Below are 19,867 nucleotides of genomic sequence, written 5' to 3' on the forward strand. Positions count from 1 at the left end.
CGAAGCGCCCGTCCCCTCTACTGGGGGCGGGCGCTTCGGCGCGTTCGGGGATCGGCTACGACCGCCGGGCGACCTCGGTGACGAACGCCCGCCAGGCCACCGGCCCGAAGACCAGCGCCGGCCCTTCGGGGTCCTTCGAGTCCCGCCCCGAATCGCCGAGCCTTACCTGAGCGTAGTTGTCGACTCGGCGGAGTGTCACCAACGGCGCGGCTGGTGGGAGGACCCGCGCCGGGGCGGCGCGACGGCGGAATCCGTCCGGCGCATGCGGTGGCGGGCGAGCCGGATTGTCCGTTCGGGACAAATTCGGAACAAAATAGACAACGTCGTTGGCCAGGACCGACGTCGGCGTTGTGCGGAACAGGCCGCATCGGTGGTTCGGCCCGAGCGGACCAGGCCGGCCCAGGGTTTGCGGGCGACGCCGCTGTAGCCGGTGCGGGCGACCTACGGGTCCTCGGCGGCCGGCGGCTCGGCGCCCCTCGGGTCGGTTAGCGGACACCCACCGGGCCGGATCTCGACAGCGCTCCCGGCACCCACGGCGCAGGCTGGCCGGGATCTGTGCCGACCCTCGGCACCCGGAGGAGGCTCGCGGCCCATGGGCGTACCCCGCGCAGGGACGGCGGTGCTCGCCGGCGGTCTCGCCCTGCTGCTGATGGCCACCACGGTCGGGTGCAGACGGTCGCGCCCGTCAGCGGCCCCGAGCGGCGGCACGGCGACGGTCGGCCTGACCGTCAGTGCCGGCCAACCGTCGTACCGGGTGGGTGAGCAGATCAGTCTGCGGCTGAAACTGGTCAACAACCGCGACGCCGAGTGCCAACTCAGTCGGGTGCCGGACGGGGCGGTGACGGTCATGTCGTTGACCCGCGACGGCACGGCGGTGGCCCCCGCGGTCGGCGGCGCCGCCTACTACCGGGACTTCACCGCGTATTTGGTGGAGAACCTGGTGAAGGTACCGCCGCGTGGGTCGGTGGAGCTGACGTTGGGCAGCGACCCGCAGAGCCCGGTCGGCGCGGCGCTGACCACCAGCGCGCCGGACGGGCGGGGTGGAGCCACAGTGACCTGGTGGCCGGTCGACCAACCGGGGGCGTACCGGCTGGTGCTGGGCTACCTGCGAGCGCCGCTGCGCGGTGTGCCGGCGGATGCCTGCGCCGCGACGGCCGAGCAGGGCACTGTCGCGTTCGAGGTGAAGGGCGGGTGACCGGGTTGCGGAGCCGGGTGCGAATGGGCGTTGTGCTGGCGGGCGTCCTGGTGCTGCTCGCCCCACAGGCGGCGTCCGCCGTGGTCAGCGTCAACGCCGACCTGCAAACGGAGTACGCGGGCTGCGTCGGACAGATCCGCGGCTCCGGCAACGGCGCCGTGCTCGACGAGCTGGAACGCTCCGGCAAGAAGATCAAGGTACGCAGACCCATCCTCGGCTCGGAGAGCAGCACCACGACATACGTCCCGGGTAGCGACGTACAGATCAACTGGGTGCCGGAGAACGACGGGCGGAAGCTGGACGACGAGGGTTCCGGCTTCACCGAGGACCAGTGCGCCACCCTCATCCACGAGATGAACCACGCCCTCGACGAGGTGAACGACACCGACCGGGGCCAGTTCTGCACGCAGGGCGGTCAACAGGCGAGCACCGTGGACCCCGCCGAGGTGCACGCGGTGTTGGCGGAGAACGCGTACCGCAAGGCCGTGGGGGTGCCGCTGCGCACGACGTACAGCGGAGTGAAGCTGCCGTCGAACGGCAAGGACTGCGACCGGCCCAAGCCCCGACCTGCCGGCGGTGGTGGTTGTTCGATCTCGGTCATCGGCAAGGGTTACCGGTGCGCGAACAGCAACGGCGACCCGCACCTGCTCACCTACGACGGCCTGCGGTACGACTTCCAGGCCGCCGGGGAGTTCGTGCTGACCCGCTCGACGACAGACGACTTCGAGGTCCAGGTACGACAGACGATGTTCCCGGCCAGCTCGGTGGTGGCCGTCAACTCGGCCGTCGCGGTGCGGGTGGCCGGTGACCGGGTCGGCGTGTACGTCACACCCGACGGCCCGGCGGTCCGGGTTAACGGCGCCGCGCCGGTGTCCGCGCCCGACGGGGTGAAGCTGGCGCGCGGTGGCACCGTCACCACCTGGGGAGATGGCACGGTGACTGTGGAGTGGCCGGACGGTGCCCGACTGACCGCGCAGCCGATCGGCGTGTGGGGGCTGAGCGTGAGCGTCAGCGCGCCCACCGCACGGGCCGGGACGCTGGAGGGTCTGCTCGGCGACCACGACGGTGACCCCGGCGACGACCTGGCCGTGCGTGGCGGGAAGCGGGTGGCGCAGCCGCCCACGTTCGAGGCGCTGTACCCCGGCTTCGCCGACAGTTGGCGCGTCGAGGCGCAACTGTCGCTGTTCGACTACGAGCCGGGGCAGAACACCGGCACGTTCACCGATCGGCGCTTCCCGGACCGGCTGCTCACCGTCGGGGACCTGCCCAACCGGGCCACCGCCGAACTCGTCTGCCGGCGGGCCGGTGTCACCGATCCGCAGATCCTCGCCGACTGTGTGCTCGACGTCGGCCTCACCGGGCAGGTGGCGTTCGCCGAGGACGCCGCCCGCGCGCAGCGCGACTTGCCCGCTGCCGGTGACGTCGACCTGGCGGTGACCCGGGCCGGCGCCACGGCGGCGATGAAGGTGCCGGGCCGGGCCGGTCAGAAGATCTTCGTGGAGGTGCCGGCCGCCACCGTGCCGGATCGCTGCGGGGTGTTGCTGCTGCTCGACCCGCAGGGCCGTCAACTGGCGACCGGATGTGTCATCTCCGGCATCGGATTCATCGACACGACCACGTTGACCGCCACCGGCGACCATCAGGTGGTGCTCGACCCGTGGGATGCCGACCTCGGTCGAGCGACGGTACGGGTCGTCACGGTGACCGACGAGGAGAAGACCCTCACGCTGGACGGGCCCCCGGTCCGGGCGACGCTCGCCCAACCGGGTGCGATCAGCCGCCTGCCCTTCGACGGCCGCGCCGGTCAGAAGGTCTTCGTCCAGGTCACCGACGCCACACTGCCGGACCGGTGCAACCTGCTGCGCCTGCGCGACCCGGCCGGTGAACAGGTGACCAGCGGCTGCGTGATCGGCGGCCAGGGGCATGTCGACGGGTTCGTCCTGCCGGCCACCGGCCGGTACGTGCTGGAGGTCGACGGGACCTCCACCGACACCGGCTCGGCGAACGTGCGGCTACGCGACGCGCACGACGACGAGGCCGACACCGTCGCCGACGGCCGGGCCGCCACACTGACGGTCAGCCGACCGGGCGCGGTGAGCCGGCTGAGGTTTCCCGCCGACGCGGGTCGACGCGTCACCGTCGAGGTGACCGCCGGGAGCCTGCCCGACCGGTGCGGTGTCCTGCTCCTGACCGGCCCGGACGGCGACGCGATGGGCAGCGGCTGCGTCATCGGCGGGTCCGGCCGGTTCGAGACGGGTCCGCTGCCGAAGCGCGGCACGTACACGCTCGTGCTGGACCCGTGGGCCGACGAGACCGGCTCGGCGACCGTCACCGTCCGTCAGGTCGGTTGAACCTGCCGTCCGCCGGCCGGCCCGCCCCCGACCGGGCATCGGTCGGGGACGGGCCGTTGAGCGTCCTTCGCGCGGGGCAGTGACCTGTTGTTGTGGTCGACGCCCAGGTCACCCGGCGCTAGGCGACCCCGCTCCGCCACCGGTCACAGGTGTCGGTGGCCCAGGCCGGCTGGTCCACGCAGGAGCGGAACCGGACGGTGCGCCCCTCTCCGAAATTGTGGTTCCACTGGGAGCAGTCGCCGCTGCTTCCCGGGTTGTAGTGCGAGCCGGTCTGTAGGGATCCGTCGATGCGGACGTACTCGAACGCGACGTACGAGATGAGGCCGTCCGAGGACGTGTCGCAGTTCTCGAACTTGTCTCCGTAGCTGATGAACCGCGACGACGAGCCCGTGACCTCGGACACCGCGTCGGTCCCGGCGTACGCGCTGGTTCCGGTCGCGAGGATCGTCGCCGTCGCGGCGACGGCTACCACACTGAGTTTTCCGAGCGTCCTCATGCGACACCCACCGCCCAGTTGCTGCAGGGATCCGGGATGATTCCCGGCATGTCGAGGCAGGCACGGAAGGTGACGCTGCGGCCCTCGCCGAAGTTGTGGTCGTACGAGGCGCAGGTCCCGCTTCCGAGGCCGTTGTACTCGAGGTCGCGCTGGACAGTGCCGTCCTTGCGGATGTACTTGTACTCGTTGTAGACGTTCAACCCGTCGGTCTCGGTGTCGCAGACCGAGAACGAGTCGCCGTAACTGGTGAACGTCACCTTCGCGCCGGACACCGTGGCAACCCGGTCGGTGCCGGCCTGTGCGATGCCGCCCGTGCCCACCAGGACCGCCGCGGTCGTGGCGACCACGACGAGTGGTCGTTTCAGCCATCCCATGTCGTTCTCCTCCATCTCGTTGCCAGCCCGTCCTGGGCTGTCCCGATCGACTATCGACGTCGGGTCTGGGGCCGGTCTGGGACGGACCTGGTATCCGCTGGTGGAACCGGGGTAAGACATAGACGGCGCCTGGGTGAGGAGATGCGGGTGGCGGTGCGATTCGGTTTGCTCGGGGACGTCGTGGCGACAGTCGACGATCGCCCGGTCACCCTCGGGCATGCCCGACAGCAATGCGTCCTGGCCGCGCTGCTCGTCGACGTCAACCGGGCGGTCTCCGTCGACCAGCTCATCGACCGGGTCTGGGGTGAGAGCCCACCGCAGCGCGCCCGCGACACCCTCTACGGCTACCTGTACCGCTTGCGCCGCAACCTGGCCGATGTTCCCGACGCGGCGATCACGCGCCGGTCCGGTGGTTACCTGCTGGCCGTCGACGAGATGGCGGTGGACCTGCACCGCTTCCGCCATCTGCGTGACGAGGCCCGCGCCGAGCGGTCCGCGGACGACCGCCTCGCCCTGTTCGACAAGGCACTCGGCCTCTGGCGCGGCGACCCGTTCTCCGGGCTGGACGCGTTCTGGCTCGACACCGTGCGGACGGATCTGGAGCAGGAGAAGCTGACAGCGGAGCTCGAGCGCATCGATGCGGCGCTGCGGGTCGGCCACCACGACGAGATTCTGGCGGACCTGTCGCGGCTCGTGCCGGGGCAACCGTTGAACGAGCGCCTGGCCGGCCAGATGTTGCTCGCGCTCTCCGGCGCCGGCCGGTCGGCCGAGGCGCTGGAGCACTACCGGCGTTTTCGGGACCTGCTGGTCGAGGAACTTGGCGTGGAGCCCAGCCCGCATCTCCAGCAGCTGCACCGGTCGATCCTGGCGCCGGAGGTCGCGGCGGACCCGCCGCAGACCGGGTCACCTGTCCCCCGACAACTGCCCATGCCGTCCGGGTCGTTCACCGGCCGGTCCGATGATCTGGCGCAGCTCGACGCGGCCCTGCTGACGAGCGGTGGGACGACCGGTACCGCGGTGGCCGTGAGCGGCACCGGCGGGATCGGCAAGACCTGGCTCGCGCTGCACTGGGCAGCCACCCACCTCGACCGGTACCCGGACGGTCAACTCTTCGTAAACCTCAGCGGTTTCCACCCCACCGAACCGCCGATGACCCCGGCTGGCGCGGTACGTGCGATTCTGGACGCGCTCGACGTCGCCCCGACCGCTGTGCCGGCCGATCTCGACTCCCAGATCGGCTTGTATCGGAGCCTGGTGGCCGACCGACGGATGCTGATCGTGCTGGACGACGCCCGGGATCCCGATCAGGTCCGCCCGCTGCTGCCCGGCTCGGCCGGTTGCGCGGTACTGGTGACCAGCCGGAATCAGATGTCGGGCCTGGTGGCGACCGAAGGGCTCCGTCCTCTGCCGCTCGGCTGTCTGAGCCGGGATGAGGCCCTCAACCTCCTCGCCGGCCGGCTCGGCCGGGACCGGCTCTCGGCGGAGGCTGACGCGGCGGGCAGCATCGTCGGGGCGTGCGCCGGTCTGCCGCTCGCCCTGTCGATCGTGGCGGCCCGGGCCGCCACGAATCCGGCCCTGTCGCTTCAGGACCTGGCCGACGAACTCGCCGACCACCACCATGGGTTGGACGCCCTGGCCGACCGCGACGCCGTTGCCGACGTACGGTCGGTCATCGCCGCGTCCTACCGGGCGCTGAGCGCGCCGGCGGCCGCGCTGTTCCGCCTCTTCGCGCTGTACGCCGGCCCGGACGTCAGCCTGCCGGCGGTGGCCAGCCTCGTCGGGCTTCCCGTTCAGCAGGTAGGTGAGCCGCTCGACGAGTTGCTCGGAGCCCACCTGGTGGACCTGACCGGTCCGGATCGCTACGCGTGCCACGACCTGCTGCGGGCGTACGCCGGCGAGCTGCTGGACGACAGCGAACGGGCATCCGCTGTGCGCCGGCTGTACGACCACTGGCTGCACGGGGCTCACGCTGCCGCGCTGACGATCGAGCCGCATCGCGACCGCATCGATTTGCCACCGCCGGCCGCCGGGACAGCCGTCGCCTCGTTCACCGACAGCGAGCAGGCACAGCTTTGGCTCGACGCGGAACGGCTCGTGCTCCTCGCCGCGATCGACCAGGCCGCCGAATCCGACTTGGACGGTCACGCCTGGCGGCTGGCCTGGGCCGTGGCCACCTACCTCAGCAGGCTGTCCCGATGGACGGATCTGGCCTCGGCCCAGCGCACCGCCGTGACCGCGGCGCGGCGGGCGGGTGACCTCGTCGGGGAGGCACACGGCCACCGCGATCTCGGCTTGGCGCTGCACCAGCTCGGCGAGGTGACCAACGGGTTGGGCCACCTGCGGCGCGCCGGCGAGCTGTTCGGGCGGCTTGGCGACCTCGCCGGCGAGGCGTACGTCGCGCTCTACCTCGGCTGGGTGCACGAGGGGCAGGGTCAGCACCGGGAGGCGCTGGAGTGCGACGAGCGGGCCCTCATCCTCTTCGGCGAGGTCGGTCACCTGGTCGGACGGGCGAAGGCTCTCAACGCGATCGGCTGGGATCACGCCCGCCTTGGCGACAACCATCGGGCCGCCGACCACTGCCGGCGCGCTCTCGCTCTGCACGAGGAGGTCGGCAACCTGACCGGAGCGGCCAAGACCTGGGACAGCCTCGGCTACGTCCACCACCAGCGGGGTGACTCCGACGAGGCCTGCGTCTGCTATCGCAGGGCGCTGGAACTCTACGAGCAGTCGGATGACCGGTGGGGCGTGGCCGAGACGTTGACCCGGCTGGGCGACGTCCTGCACGACGCGGGTGACGTCGAGGCGGCCCGGGGCACCTGGCTGCGGGCGTTGCGCCAGCTCACCGAGGACAATCCGGTGGAGATCGCCGAGCTGCGCCGTCGACTCGACAGCGCCGGCTCGCCGTGACACCCCGCCCGCCGGTCGGACGGTGGCACGTGGTGGTCCGGCCGACCAGACGAGAGGGTCTGCCGGACCACCACTGTGGTGTCAGCCGGTGCTACAGATGGTGCCGTTGAGGGTGAACGCCGTGGGCAGCACGTTCGGCCCGCCGTACGCGCCGACGAAGCCGGCGCTCACGGTGCCGCCGGCGGCGATCTGCCGGTTGTCGGTGGTGGGCGTTACCCGCACAGCGGTGCCGACCTGCTCCCAGGTGGCGCTCCAACCATTGCTCACCTGTTGCCAACCGGTGGGCCAGGTCCAGGTGAGCGTCCAGCCGTTGATCGGGCTGGACCCGTTGTTGATGATCTCGACGCCACCGATGTAGCCGTTACCCCAGTCGTTGTTGGCGCTGAAGCGGACGGTGCACGCACTGGCGGCGGGACTGCCGGTGGCGAAGGTGAGCGGCGGTGAGGCCCAGGAGACCCGTCCGGCGGTGTCGCGGGCCAGCATGTTGACTGTGTACCTGCTGCCCGGCACGAGGTTGTCGACGGTGAACGAGGTGGTCGTCGTCTCGCCGAGCTGCTCGCTGACCGCGCCGTGCTGCCGGTGCACCTCGTACTTGGCGATCGGGTCGGCGCCCGGGGTGGACGCCGGCCAGGTGATCGTCGCCGCGCGGTCGGTGACACCGCTCGCGGTCGGCTGGCCCGGTGCCGCAGGCCGACCGGCCGTCGCGCCGGCTGGGCGCAGCACCAGCGTTGTCAACGAGTACGCCGGCAGCGTCCGGCTGGTCGCCGAGCCGGACTGGCTGGTGACGATGCCGGTGGCGCCATTGGTGAGGGTGGACACCGTCGGCGCGACGCCCGACGGGGTGAACCCGGCGTAGTCGATGGTGACCGGGTGGTCGTTGTCCGGGTCCTTGTTCACCAGCAGCACGGCGAGGTCACCGTTGCTCCGGCGGACGGCGTGAGCGGTGACCAGGGGCTCGTCTGTGCCGGCGCGAACGAACTGGTCGCCGGTCTTCGCGAAGAGCTTCATCATGCTCAGCCCGTGGTACGGCGCGAACGGTGTGTTCAGCGGCGGTTGGCAGACCGAGCCGTCCTCGGTGCAGGCCCCGCTGGAGAGCATCCCGAAGTCGCCGTAGTCGGTCTGACCGGCCACCTGCGTCACGGTGCCCATGCCGTTGTGCACGTTCCACCAGTGAGCGGTGAAGACGCCGCTCTCCAGCAGACCGCTGTAGACGTCGGCCAGGAACAGCGCGGCCGGTTGGGTGTTCCGGCCGGCGTCGACGTTCAGCTCCGTGAAGCTGATGCCGATCCGGTCGGCGTTCGCGCCGGCGTACCTGCCGAGCTGCTGCCGCAGCAGGTAGGTGGCGTCGGGGAGGTGGTTGACGCGGGCCAGCGACTCGGCGGCGGTGCCGCCCGGGTACCAGTGCACGTCCACGAAGTCGATCTTCGGGCCGGCGATGGAGAGCACTGTCTGGTTCCACGGGCCCGGGTCGCTGCCGGCGGTGATCCCGTCCGGCCAGTTGCCCGGCATGGTCAGCACCGCTCCGACCTTGATGCTGGGGTCGACCGCCTTCATCGCGTCGGCGTACTCGACGACCAACCTCGCGTACTGCGTCGCGCTCTTGTCGGGGTGGTCGTCGGCCTCCCACGCGGACCCGTAGTGGCCGTTGCCGTAGTTCTCGTTGCCGACGGTCCAGTAACGCGCGTCGTAGCCCTTTGTCACGTTGGCGTACCGCACCCAGTCGGCGGCCTCGGCGGGCGTACCGGTGCCGTAGTTCGCGATGATCATCGGCTGCGCGCCGACGCGCCGGACCGCAGCCATGAAGGTGTCGAAGTCGGTTCCCGGCGCGACGTAGCCGCCGGGCGCGGTGTGGTCCTTCCAGTGGTAGATGTCGGCGTACGAGCCGCCGGGGTAGCGCATCATCTGCACGCCAGCATCGCGCAGCAGGTCCGACGTCTCGGCGGTGCCGAGGTTCGAGTCCCAGATGGCGTGGTTGACGCCGAGAGCGGTGTCCGGCACTGTCGCCAGACCGGCGCGGGTGTTGACGGTCACGGTGACCGGGTCGGCCGCCGCGCTGGCGGTCGGTGGGTTGACGCCGGCGAGCGCGCTCGTGGCGAGCAGCAGGCCCGTCAGGAGTGCTGTTCGGGTCTTCGGTTTACGCATGGGCGGGGTTCCTTCGCGCAGATGAGCCGCCCGGCCGGTCAGGGTGCGACGCGGTGACGGGCGATCTCGTGGACGGCGGACCCTGGTTGGTCCATCGCTTGTGTCACCGTCCGCCGAAGATCACATCTGGATCCCGGCTGCCCAGTGGACGGACGTCAGCCCCGCGCGCGGCTCTTCATCGACGTACCACAATGGCACTGCCGGTTCGGCAATCTCAAGGTGTGTCAGGCGCCGTCCTCGCCGCGCTCGCCGCGCCCTGAACGAGGCCCACTGACACTCACCGGCAGACGTCATACGTTACGGCTTGACGAACGGCATGTTATCGCTCACAGTCGATGCGGGTGTCGCGCGCCTCGGGCTGAACCGGCGCCGTCGTCGACCGCCTCCACCGACCGCCGCGCTGCCGCCGGGTCCCCGACTCACGACAAGAGGAACCGCCGATGAGATCAAGGATCGCACTGCTGGCCGCCGCGCTGGCGACGGCCCTGGCGACGACGACGGCCGTGGTCACGGTCGCCACCCCGGCGTCGGCCGCGACGCTCACCCAGGTGACCAACTTCGGCACCAACCCGACGAACCTCCAGATGCACCTGTACGTGCCGGATCGGGTCGCGACCCAGCCGGCCCTGCTCCTCGCTCTGCACTACTGCACCGGCAGCGGTCCGGCGGTGCACAGCGGCTTCGGCCTGAGCACCCTCGCCGACCGCTACGGCTTCATCGTGATCTACCCGTCGGTGACCCGGAGCAGCAAGTGTTGGGACGTCTCGTCACCGCAGGCCCTTCGACGTGACGGCGGCAGCGACCCGGTCGGCCTCAAGTCAATGGTCGACCACGTCCGCAGCCGCTACCCGGTCGATGCCAACCGGATCGGCGTGGGCGGCTTCTCCTCCGGCGCGATGATGACGAACGTCATGGTCGGCCTCTACCCGGACCTGTTCCACGCCGGGTTCAGCTCCTCCGGGGTCCCGTTCGGGTGCTTCGCCACCACCAACGGCGCGGAGTGGAACAGCGAGTGCTCCGGCGGACGGATCGTCAGGACCGCGCAGCAGTGGGGTGACCTGGTCCGCAACGCCTACCCCGGTTACTCCGGCAAGCGTCCCCGGTTCCAGATCTGGCACGGCACCACGGACACCACGCTGAGCTACGTCAACTTCGGCGAGCAGATCAAGCAGTGGACCAACGTGCAGGGCGTGTCGCAGACCCCCAGCTTCACCGACTCCCCGCAGACCAGCGCCACCCGCACCCGGTACGGAGGCACCGGCGGCACGGCGCCCGTCGAAGCGATCAGCTTCCAGGGGTACGGCCACTCCATCCCGTTCGACGCCGCCCAGGCCATCCGGTTCCTCGGCTTCGATTCCACGAGCCCCACCACCCCACCACCCGGCGGAGCTGCCGCGCCACTGCGCAACACCGGTGCCAACCGCTGCCTCGACGTCCCGTCGCGGTCGCAGACCAACGGCACCCAGCTGACGTTGTGGGACTGCAACGGCGGCACCAACCAGCAGTGGACCTCGACCGCCGCGAAACAACTCCAGGTGTACGGCACGAAGTGCCTGGACGCCGAGGGCGCCGGGACCTCGCCAGGCACCCGCGTGATCATCTGGGACTGCAACGGGGGCACCAACCAGCAGTGGAACGTCAACACCGATGGCACTGTGACCGGCGTGCAGTCCGGCCTGTGCCTGACGCCCAACGCCGCCGGAACCGCCAACGGCACCCCCACGGTGCTGTCGAGCTGCAACGGCACGAACAGCCAGCGGTGGACCCGAAGCTGACGCGCTGACCGACGTCTCGGCGTACCCCGTCGGTTGCTCGTGCGGGTGGCGTCCCGCTGCTCGGGCCCGGACTCCGAACAGCGGGACGCGACCCGGCGGCCAGGGCGGGGGCCGACGGTCGCCATCAGGGCGGCCCAGGTACGGACTCCTGCCCATCGGCGTCCGCTGGGCAGGTGAGCGGAACCGGTTGTCGGCGCACGACTTTCCGGCTGCTCTGGTGCCCTGGAATCCCGGTGGCCGTTCATGCCTCGGCCGCGTGACGCGCGGGTCGCCCGATGGTGGTCTCGGGCCGTCTCGCGCCGGCCACGTGCCACCCGCCCCACGCCACGATCGTCGTCCAGCACGCCTCGGGCCAATGGCGACAGCTCCGTCACAGCGGCCCGAAGTCCGTCAAGGATCGACGACTGTCCGTCACGTTAGCGCTAACAGCGAGCGATTGTCCATAGACAACCGTCCTTGCCGCCGCTCCGGAGCGGTTACCGCTCACCGGCACTGCCGCAACGGAACTATCCGCGACGACAGTTCGACCACCCGCTGACCGAGGAGGCGGCTATCGAACGAAACGGTCGGTGACATCCAGACCGTCTGGCAGGACGTCCGTCAACCGGATCCGCACGCGGGTGCGAACCACCTCGGTGCCCCTGCCAAAGCTGTTCGGCATCCGCCGGGTCCGCCACGCCCGCAGCGGCTTCGCAGCCTCCCGCTTACGGCGCTTGAGGATCGCCTCTGCGGCGATGACGTCAGCGTGTCGGCCCTCGACGACCTCCAACAGTTCGGCACCGGCCCGAAGATGCTTCCGCACCCTCGGCGTCCCACCCACACCGAACTTCAGCAGCCCGCGATGCTTGACCAGGTAGAGCAGGTAGGGCGTGTCCCGCAACGCGGTGAACGACCGGTCATCGGCCTCCGGCGGACACGCGACGCAGCCCTTACCCGGGCCCGTCAGCCGTTGCCAGGACCCGCACTGGAGGTGGACGCCCCAGGTCCCGTGGGACATGGATTGCCGCCGTTGCCCGTACCAGGGAAGGCCGTGGACGTCGCCGGCCAGATCAGTCCAGCCATCGCCGCGGCGGCGGTCGAGATCATTCCCGAGCGCTACCGCGGCGCGGAACTCGGCGGCGGCGCGCGGTGAGACCGCGTCATCGGTTGCCACATCGGCGAACTGGCGTACCTGGTGAGCCAGTACCGGCTCCGCTGACAGCCGGGAAAGTACCTCCCGACCCATGTCGAGCGTGGCACCCGAGGATCGCTCGTCGAGGCAGATGTGGCAGCGGGTCCGCCACCCCTTCCGGCAGATCCGGTGGTTGCCGCAGCTCCGGCACCGGTACATGTCGACGCCGCTGTCGGCCGGAAGGAGGCCGAGAGGCTCCATCTGGTCCACGACCAGCGCCGCGCACGGAGGGCAGTGCGCGTACCAGGCGATGTCCGGGCCGCGGTGACGCGTGTTGGCCCTGCCGTGGACGGCGTCACCACAGTTCACGCAGGCGGGCCCAACGGGCAGGCGTGAACTCATGAGCCGCCCTCGTCGGTCAGATTGTGAATGTCCTCCCAGCGCCGGCCACGCTGACGGCCGGCCCATGAGGACGTCCGCTGGCGCAGCGGCACTCGATGCTGCTTCGCGCCATCCAACACCGCCCACGGCGTCGTCTCGTGTGGCGCAACCATCTGCCCTCCCGTCGGGTCATGGACACGTGACCCGGATACCGAAGCAGATGCACGTCGCTGAGCCGCGGGTTAGTCGGAAAGACGACTTACTATGCGGCGCAGGGCGTGACGGTCGGTCGTCGGAACAGGCCGGCGGCACAGGGTCCCGATGCTCGACCGTTGATTCGGCTGCGGCATCAGGTCGAGAGGACGCCGACGACAGAGGTGAGCGCGGGCGGAATAGCCTTGCGGCATGCGGGGACGATTCGGTGCGGCCAGACGGTGGTACGGGGAGCAACGGCGGTTGGTCCGTCGCACAGTCGTCGCGCTCGCGGTGGGGATCGTGGTGCTGACCGGCGGCACGGTGGCCAGCGTGTCGTGGATCCGTGACACCGCGGAGGGCCACCTCTACGGTGAGGCCGAGGTGCCGGACGCCCCAGTCGCCCTGGTCCTGGGCACCAAGGTGGACGCCGACGGCACGCCCTCACCCGTCCTCACCGCCCGGTTGGAGATCGCGCGGCGGCTGTTCGACACCGGCAAGGTGCGGGCGATCCTCGTGTCGGGCGACAACATGAACGCCGACTACAACGAGCCCGCCGCGATGCGGAACTGGCTGGTGGAGCGGGGTGTGCCAGCGCACAAGGTGGTGCCGGACTACGCCGGCTTCGACACGTACGACTCGTGTGCGCGGGCCGAGCGGATCTTCGGGGTGCGGCAAGCCACTGTGGTGACCCAGACCTTCCACCTTCCGCGCGCCGTGGCGCTGTGCCGGCGCCTCGGCATCGACGCCAACGGCGTGGGAGACGACAGCGCGAAGCAGTACGCCCAGACGTGGTGGTTCAGTTCCTCCCGGGAGAACGGCGCGTGCGTGAAGGCAGCGCTGGAGCTGCTCTCCGGTCGGGATCCGGCGCACCTCGGCCGCCGGGAGACGGGCGTCGACGACGCTCTGCGCGTCGGCTGAACGCGGGCGCGGCTTCTAGTCGACGGATAACAGTGGCATTGTCGGCCCGAAGACCTCGAAGGGGCCGATGCAATCCGGGGACGGCACGCAGCACCACCGATTGGTAACGTGGCGATGACATGGCGGTGATGGCCGCCGATGCCATCGGGGGGTCGGCATGTGGGCGGACGAAGCCGCGTTGGACGCCGCAGGGCGCCGCCTCGATGAGTGGGAAACATCGATGGCTGATCGGGCCGCCCACGCAAAGGCCCTGTCCACACAGGTGCAGGCACTCACCGGCACCGCCACCAGCCCCGATCGTTCGGTCGAGGTAACCGTCAACGCGAGCGGCTTGCTGATTGGCCTGCGGCTCGATGAACGCATCCGGCAATGCTCCTCGGCCCAGACCGCCCGCCAGATCATGGCGACCACCAGAGCCGCCCACGCCGATCTGTTGAAGAGGCTCACCGACACGACCACGAAGATCCTTGGTGACGGCGACCCTACCGGTCAGGCCATTGTCGACTCTTATCAGCGCCGCCTGGGCCCGGACGAAGGCCCGCCAGATGCCCGATGATGATGGCTTCCAGGTCGACCCAGGCGACCTGACCTCCCACGCCGCTCACATCGAGCGCAACGCTGACGGCCTGGACGTCGCGCGCCAGGCCGGTCATCACGTCCAGATGAGCGCCGACGCGTACGGGCAGCTCTGCGCGATCATGCCTCTCCTTCTCGATGGCCTGCAACGCACCCTGGTCGACGGCATCGCGGGCGCCGTCGGATCGGTGCACGACACCGCCGAGAGACTGCGCGCCAGCGCGGACCGGTACCGGGCCTCGGACGCCAGCGCTGAACAGCTTCTGCGTCAAACACGGAGCTAGTGATGACGGTCAACCCGCTCATCGCTACGGCGTCCGACACATCGCCGAGCGCGTGGGCCGGCATCTGGATCTGCGAGGACATCGAACTCATCGCCCAAGGGATCAGTAACGGCAGTTGGATCGACGGCAGCCTTGGCGTGGTCAGCGCCGGCCTCGACGCCCTCGCCCTCGTCTCCGATCCGGTCGGTGCCCTACTCCAGTACGGCATCGCCTGGCTCATCGAACACGTCAAACCGCTCAGCGAGGCCCTGGACTGGCTCGCCGGCAACCCCGCCGAGATCACTGCCCACGCTCAGACCTGGCGCAACGTCGCGGCCTCACTTCGCGAGGAGGTCACGGCTCTTGCCGCCGCCGTCCGCAACGACGTCGCCGCCTGGGGCGGCAGCGCCGGACTCGCCTACCGGAACTGGGCCGGCGAGCAGCAACAGGCCATCATCGGCCTCGCTCAAGGCGCCGAAACCCTGGCCGCGATCACCGAAGGCGCAGCCGGCCTCGTCGCCGCCGTCCGGCTCCTGGTTCGTGACGCTATTGCCACCTGCGTCTCCCGTCTCATCGTGTACGCGGGCGAGCTCCTCCTCACCGGCGGACTCGCCGCCCCGCTGGTGGTGGAGCAGGTGGCTACGTTGGTGGCGTCGTGGGGCGCGCGGATCGCGCGAATGCTGCGCGGGCTGCTGGCAAGCCTGCGACAGCTGATCCCGTTGATCCGCCGGCTCGGCGAACTCATCGAGAAGCTCAAGCAGGCATTGAAGAAGCTTGGTGCCGGCGACAGCGGAACGCCGAAGCCAAGACCCGGCCGAGGCGAGAGACAGGAGCTACTCGACGAACTCAGCCAGGCAGGGATCAAACACAACCCGGAGCAGATAGTCGCGATCGGTCGTAATCGCGACGGGAAGATCGTTTTCTTGGAGACCGGCAATGATCGTGCCGGTCTCGCCCATATCACGAGCCGGCACGCCGATGACTTCGCGAAGGTCGGCGTGCCGGAGGAGAAGATCCCTGATCTAGTGTTCACCGCCGTGACGCGGGGTGAGGTGGTTGGGACGCAAAGGACACGTCCGATCTATGAGGTGCTCTTCGAGGGCAGGACGTATAAGCTCGCTGTCTCCGTCGGAAACAACGGATTCATCGTGGGGGCGAACCCAGTTGGACGTTAACGCTGGGACTGTGCGGGTCATGGCGGATTATGAGAGCTATCCGACGTGGTTGACCGGGTCAAGCGGGTTGGACAACATCGACCCGGCCGAACTGCCCATCCCCGACAATCTGACGAGTTCGCTCTTGCAGTGGGCGCAGACCTACGACGACACCCTGGACCATGCGGACCCGGCATCGTCTGGATTTCCCACCACAGCTCAGGAGGCGGACTTTTACGCCGAAGGGCATGACTTAGCCCGCCGACTCGCCGCAGAACTCGCAGGTCGGTGCAATGTCGAGTACTTCGACGGGCGAACCGGTCGCCTCGTCGTACTTGATTGACGGCTCCGTTACGCGACAGACTACGCCGCTCAGCGGGGCGGGCCGGCGCTGTCGCGGACGATGAGCTCGGTGGCGAGTTCGACCCGGGGGCTCTCGGTCCTCTCGCCGCTGGCGAGGCGCAGCACGGTCCGCGCGGCCAGCATGCCCATCTCGGCCAGAGGTTGCCGGACGGTGGTCAGTGGTGGCGAGCACCAGCGCACCTCCGGCAGATCGTCGAAGCCGACCACGCTGACGTCGTCGGGCACCCGCAGACCCCGTTTGCGGACCGCCTCGTAGACGCCGAGCGCCATCTGATCGCTGGAGGCGCAGATGGCGGTGGGCGGGTCGGGCAGGGCCAGCAGTTGCGTACCCGCGGTGAAGCCAGCCTCGTGGTAGAAGTTGCCGGGGCGGATCAGGGCGTCGTCGATGGGGATCCCGGCGGCGCCGAGGGCGGCCCGGTAGCCGTCCATCCGGGCCCGGCTGCACATCAGGTGCGGCGGGCCGGCGATGAAGCCGATGCGGCGGTGGCCGAGGCTGATCAGGTACTGGTTGGCGCTGAGGCTGCCTGCCCAGTTGGTGGCGCCGATGGTGGGTGACTCCTGCGGGTCGACCCCGGCCGGGTCGATGATGACGACAGGTAGGTGGAGCCGGCGCAGCTCGGCCTGCAACGGTGGGTTCACCATCGAGGTCACGAAGATGATTCCCTCGGTGGAGCGCGTACGCATGTTGTCGAGCCACTGCTTGGCCGAGGAGATGCGCCAGTGGATGGCCGACACGACGGTGCCGACGCCGCTGGTCTGGCCGACGTCCTCCACCCCACGGATGATCTCCACGGCCCATGGGCTGTCCAGGTCGTTGAAGACCAGGTCGATGAGGGCGGCGTCGGTACGCCGGGACGGTGAGCGGCGGCGGTAGCCATGCCGGTTGAGTAGCGCCTCGACGCGCTCCCGGGTGTCGGGGGCGACGTCGGAGCGGCCGTTGATGACCCGGGAGACGGTCGGCACGGAGACTCCGGCCAACCGCGCGATCATGGCGATGGTGACGTTTCGGCCGTTCTCCGTGCCCACGGTCCCCCCTGCGGAGCTATGGATCTCCGAAACTTTCAATGCTTCGCCGGTAATGATGATCGATGGCCGGCACGCTACGAGCTGTTGTCCCAGCGGTCAAGACCTCTGTCCTATTGCGAAAAGACCGGCTAGCGTAAGCAGGGCTTCCAGTGATCCGGGACGATGTTTTTCCGGAAGTTCCAGACAGCCCGTCCAGAGGAGTGCTCGTGTCGACCGACATCGCTAACGTGGCGACCGCTACCCGGTCGATCCGCAATCCCGTCCTCGCCGGGTTCCACCCGGACCCGTCGATCCTGCGCGTCGGCGACGACTACTACCTGGCCACCTCGACCTTCGAGTGGTATCCGGGCGTCCTCGTGCACCACTCGCGCGATCTGGTGAACTGGCGCAGCCTGGGTGGGGTCATCACCGAGAGGCGCCTGCTCGATCTGCGCGGATGCGGCGACTCCAACGGGGTGTGGGCGCCCGACCTGACGTACCACGACGGTCAGTTCCACCTCGTCTACAGCGACGTGGCCAGCTTCGCCAGCGGCTACTGGGATCCGCAGAACTTCCTGGTCACCGCCGAGGACATCACCGGCCCCTGGTCCGATCCGGTGAAGCTGCACGGGCGCGGGTTCGACGCGGCGCTGTTCCACGACGACGACGGCACGACCTGGCTGCTGGGCATGAGCGCGGACTGGCGGCCCGGCCGCGACCGCTTCGGTGGCATCGAGATCCAGCAGTACGACCGGGCCGCACGCCGTCTGGTCGGCAGCCCCCGCATCCTGTTCACCGGTTCCCCGGTCGGTGTCACCGAGGGTCCGCACCTGTACCGCCACGACGGCTGGTACTGGCTGATCACCGCCGAGGGCGGCACCAGCTGGGAGCACCAGGTCACCGTGGCGCGGTCCCGGGAGCTGTTCGGACCGTACGAGGTGGACCCGCACGGGCCACTGCTCACCTCCTTCGGACGGCCCGACCTGCGGTTGCAGAAGGCGGGTCACGGCAGCCTGGTCCACACGCAGAACGGCGAGTGGTACCTGGCCCACCTGGTTGGCCGCCCATACTCCCCGCTGGGCAACTGCGTGCTGGGTCGGGAGACAGCGATCCAGCGGGTCGAGTGGCCGTCGGGCGGCTGGCCGCGAATCGCCGGAGGGGTGCCCGCGGACGACGTCATCGCACCCGACCTGCCCGCGCACCCCTGGCCGGCGGAGCCCGAGACGGACCACTTCGACGCCCCCGAGCTGGGCCGGTGCTGGTCGACGCTGCGTCGACCAGCCACCCCAGACTGGGTCGACCTACACACCCGCCCGTCGTACCTGCGGGTCCACGGCGGGCAGTCGCCGGTCGGTCGACAGGCACCCAGCCTGGTCGGGCGACGCGTCGGCGCACGGAAGTGCTCGCTGGAGACTGTTGTGGAGTTCGAACCGGCCGACCACCGTCAGCTCGCCGGGATCACCGCCTACTACAACACGCTCAACTGGCACCACCTCTACCTGACCCGGGCCGACGACAGCCGGACGGTGCTGGAGCTGCTCAGCTCCGACAACGGGCGGCGCACCGCGTACCCGGAGCTGACAGTCGACGTCGACGGCGTCACGCGGGTCGGCCTGCGGGCCGTTTTCGACGGGCCTGCGGTGCGCTTCGACTACGACCTCGGCGTCGGTTGGCAGCGGCTACCGGTCGAGCTGGACGCGACCATCCTGTCCGACGAGCACGCCGCGCTGATCATCGACGGCGAGCCGGCGGCGTGGGGCTTCACCGGGGCGTTTCTCGGCCTGTGGGTGCAGGACCTGGGCGGCGACGGCGTGCACGCCGACTTCGACCTCGCCACCTACCGGGAACAGTGACCACGCGGACGGCACTCGGCGGGTGCCGTCCGCGTGCCCACTCGTCCTACCTGGCCTGAGCGGCGACGGCCCGAAGCTGGCCGAGGGTGGTGCGGAAACCGTGGCCGGACGCGGCCGGGTCCTCGGCGTTCAGGCCGCTGACGGCCATGGTCTGCGAGCGGGTCGTGGCGACGGCCTCCGCGTCGGACCCGGTCACGTCGAACACGCCGAAGTCGCCGCTGAGCGTCCGGAACGTCGGGGCCGCCGGGTCCTGGGCGAGGTAGAGCACCACGACCTGGCCGGCCTCGAGCTTCGACATGTGCGCCATGTCCGGCACGCCGTCGGGCAGCGGGGCGAGCCTGATCCGCGCCCCGGCCCGCACTGTCGATCCGGTCGTCGCGCGCAGCACCTCGTCGACCCGGAATCCGGCCGCCTCGACCTCACCGCGTACGACCAGGTCCGCGGTGTCGCTGAGCTGCCGCACCGTGGCGTACCCGCGCAGCTTGCCCTTGATCGGCGGGGGCGCGACCTCGGTCGGTGTGGCGGCGCTGCTCGGGGCGGCGCTGCTCGGGGCGGGCGCGGCGGCCGGGTCGGCGCCACCGCCGCTGCCGCAGGCGGACAGGACCGCGGCGGACAGCACGGCGGCGGCCGTGGCCCACAGCGGCCGGGTACGGCGAAGGTCGACTGCCATGGAACGCTCCTTGCGTCTCGGTGCCGTCCCGGGCCGTCTCGCCCGGAACGCGGCACTGCTTACGCCTTCTATCTGTGCGTCCCGGGCACCGAGTTCCCTTCTTTTTTGGGCGTCTTTTTCTCGCGCTCAGCTTTCCGC

16 protein-coding genes and 1 pseudogene are annotated in these 19,867 nt (G+C 70.0%); 10 read left to right on the plus strand and 7 right to left on the minus strand.

Annotated elements, in window-relative coordinates:
- Positions 1-55: 55 nt before the first annotated feature.
- A pseudogene (locus OHB44_RS20310) lies at positions 56-145 on the minus strand (DUF397 domain-containing protein); the annotation flags it as partial.
- 447 nt (positions 146-592) lie between these two features.
- On the opposite strand from OHB44_RS20310, the gene OHB44_RS20315 reads away from it, so the two are divergent.
- Complete coding sequence (locus OHB44_RS20315) at positions 593-1,195, plus strand: hypothetical protein (protein ID WP_238683895.1); 603 nt, start codon at positions 593-595, stop codon at positions 1,193-1,195.
- Positions 1,192-3,546: a VWD domain-containing protein gene (locus tag OHB44_RS20320; protein ID WP_330437870.1), complete on the plus strand. Its 2,355-nt coding sequence runs from the start codon at positions 1,192-1,194 to the stop codon at positions 3,544-3,546. The genes OHB44_RS20315 and OHB44_RS20320 overlap by 4 nt, the downstream gene beginning before the upstream one ends.
- A 118-nt stretch (positions 3,547-3,664) precedes the next feature.
- On the opposite strand, the gene OHB44_RS20325 is transcribed toward OHB44_RS20320, so the two are convergent.
- Together OHB44_RS20325 and OHB44_RS20330 are read right to left on the minus strand one after the other, a co-directional pair.
- Positions 3,665-4,042: a hypothetical protein gene (locus OHB44_RS20325; RefSeq protein ID WP_146766340.1), complete on the minus strand. Its 378-nt coding sequence runs from the start codon at positions 4,040-4,042 to the stop codon at positions 3,665-3,667.
- On the minus strand, positions 4,039-4,416 hold the full coding sequence (locus OHB44_RS20330) for a hypothetical protein (protein WP_146766342.1): 378 nt from the start codon (positions 4,414-4,416) through the stop codon (positions 4,039-4,041). The genes OHB44_RS20325 and OHB44_RS20330 overlap by 4 nt, the downstream gene beginning before the upstream one ends.
- A gap of 147 nt (positions 4,417-4,563) precedes the next feature.
- On the opposite strand from OHB44_RS20330, the gene OHB44_RS20335 reads away from it, so the two are divergent.
- Positions 4,564-7,323, plus strand: a complete 2,760-nt coding sequence (locus OHB44_RS20335) for an AfsR/SARP family transcriptional regulator (protein ID WP_330437871.1) — start codon at positions 4,564-4,566, stop codon at positions 7,321-7,323.
- Between the two features lie 81 nt (positions 7,324-7,404).
- On the opposite strand, the gene OHB44_RS20340 is transcribed toward OHB44_RS20335, so the two are convergent.
- The gene (locus OHB44_RS20340; RefSeq protein WP_330437872.1) at positions 7,405-9,465 is read right to left on the minus strand and encodes a cellulose binding domain-containing protein; all 2,061 of its coding nucleotides are present in this window, start codon (positions 9,463-9,465) and stop codon (positions 7,405-7,407) included.
- Between the two features lie 440 nt (positions 9,466-9,905).
- Between OHB44_RS20340 and OHB44_RS20345 the strand changes: the two genes are divergently transcribed.
- Positions 9,906-11,240, plus strand: a complete 1,335-nt coding sequence (locus OHB44_RS20345) for an extracellular catalytic domain type 1 short-chain-length polyhydroxyalkanoate depolymerase (RefSeq protein WP_330437873.1) — start codon at positions 9,906-9,908, stop codon at positions 11,238-11,240.
- Between the two features lie 550 nt (positions 11,241-11,790).
- Here OHB44_RS20345 and OHB44_RS20350 read toward each other — a convergent pair.
- Positions 11,791-12,237, minus strand: a complete 447-nt coding sequence (locus OHB44_RS20350; protein ID WP_330437874.1) for a hypothetical protein — start codon at positions 12,235-12,237, stop codon at positions 11,791-11,793.
- 900 nt (positions 12,238-13,137) lie between these two features.
- Between OHB44_RS20350 and OHB44_RS20355 the strand changes: the two genes are divergently transcribed.
- The 5 genes from OHB44_RS20355 (at position 13,138) to OHB44_RS20375 (ending at position 16,181) form a co-directional block, all read left to right on the plus strand.
- Positions 13,138-13,845, plus strand: a complete 708-nt coding sequence (locus OHB44_RS20355; RefSeq protein ID WP_330437875.1) for a SanA/YdcF family protein — start codon at positions 13,138-13,140, stop codon at positions 13,843-13,845.
- A gap of 157 nt (positions 13,846-14,002) precedes the next feature.
- Positions 14,003-14,401 carry a YbaB/EbfC family nucleoid-associated protein gene (locus OHB44_RS20360; protein ID WP_330437876.1) on the plus strand — a complete coding sequence of 133 codons (399 nt, stop codon included), beginning with the start codon at positions 14,003-14,005 and terminating at the stop codon, positions 14,399-14,401.
- Positions 14,391-14,705: a type VII secretion target gene (locus OHB44_RS20365; RefSeq protein WP_330437877.1), complete on the plus strand. Its 315-nt coding sequence runs from the start codon at positions 14,391-14,393 to the stop codon at positions 14,703-14,705. The genes OHB44_RS20360 and OHB44_RS20365 overlap by 11 nt, the downstream gene beginning before the upstream one ends.
- 2 nt (positions 14,706-14,707) lie before the next feature.
- On the plus strand, positions 14,708-15,859 hold the full coding sequence (locus tag OHB44_RS20370) for a WXG100 family type VII secretion target (protein ID WP_330437878.1): 1,152 nt from the start codon (positions 14,708-14,710) through the stop codon (positions 15,857-15,859).
- A 19-nt stretch (positions 15,860-15,878) separates the two neighbouring features.
- Positions 15,879-16,181, plus strand: a complete 303-nt coding sequence (locus OHB44_RS20375; RefSeq protein ID WP_330437879.1) for a hypothetical protein — start codon at positions 15,879-15,881, stop codon at positions 16,179-16,181.
- A 29-nt stretch (positions 16,182-16,210) separates the two neighbouring features.
- Here the strand turns inward: OHB44_RS20375 and OHB44_RS20380 are convergent, their stop codons facing one another.
- Complete coding sequence (locus OHB44_RS20380) at positions 16,211-17,191, minus strand: LacI family DNA-binding transcriptional regulator (RefSeq protein WP_442932706.1); 981 nt, start codon at positions 17,189-17,191, stop codon at positions 16,211-16,213.
- A 242-nt stretch (positions 17,192-17,433) separates the two neighbouring features.
- On the opposite strand from OHB44_RS20380, the gene OHB44_RS20385 reads away from it, so the two are divergent.
- The gene (locus tag OHB44_RS20385; protein WP_330437881.1) at positions 17,434-19,059 is read left to right on the plus strand and encodes a glycoside hydrolase family 43 protein; all 1,626 of its coding nucleotides are present in this window, start codon (positions 17,434-17,436) and stop codon (positions 19,057-19,059) included.
- 46 nt (positions 19,060-19,105) lie between these two features.
- Here OHB44_RS20385 and OHB44_RS20390 read toward each other — a convergent pair whose 3' ends face one another.
- Complete coding sequence (locus OHB44_RS20390; protein WP_330437882.1) at positions 19,106-19,729, minus strand: hypothetical protein; 624 nt, start codon at positions 19,727-19,729, stop codon at positions 19,106-19,108.
- Positions 19,730-19,867: the final 138 nt, after the last annotated feature.

The organism is Micromonospora sp. NBC_00821, assembly GCF_036347035.1.
Taxonomy (GTDB): domain Bacteria; phylum Actinomycetota; class Actinomycetes; order Mycobacteriales; family Micromonosporaceae; genus Micromonospora; species Micromonospora hortensis.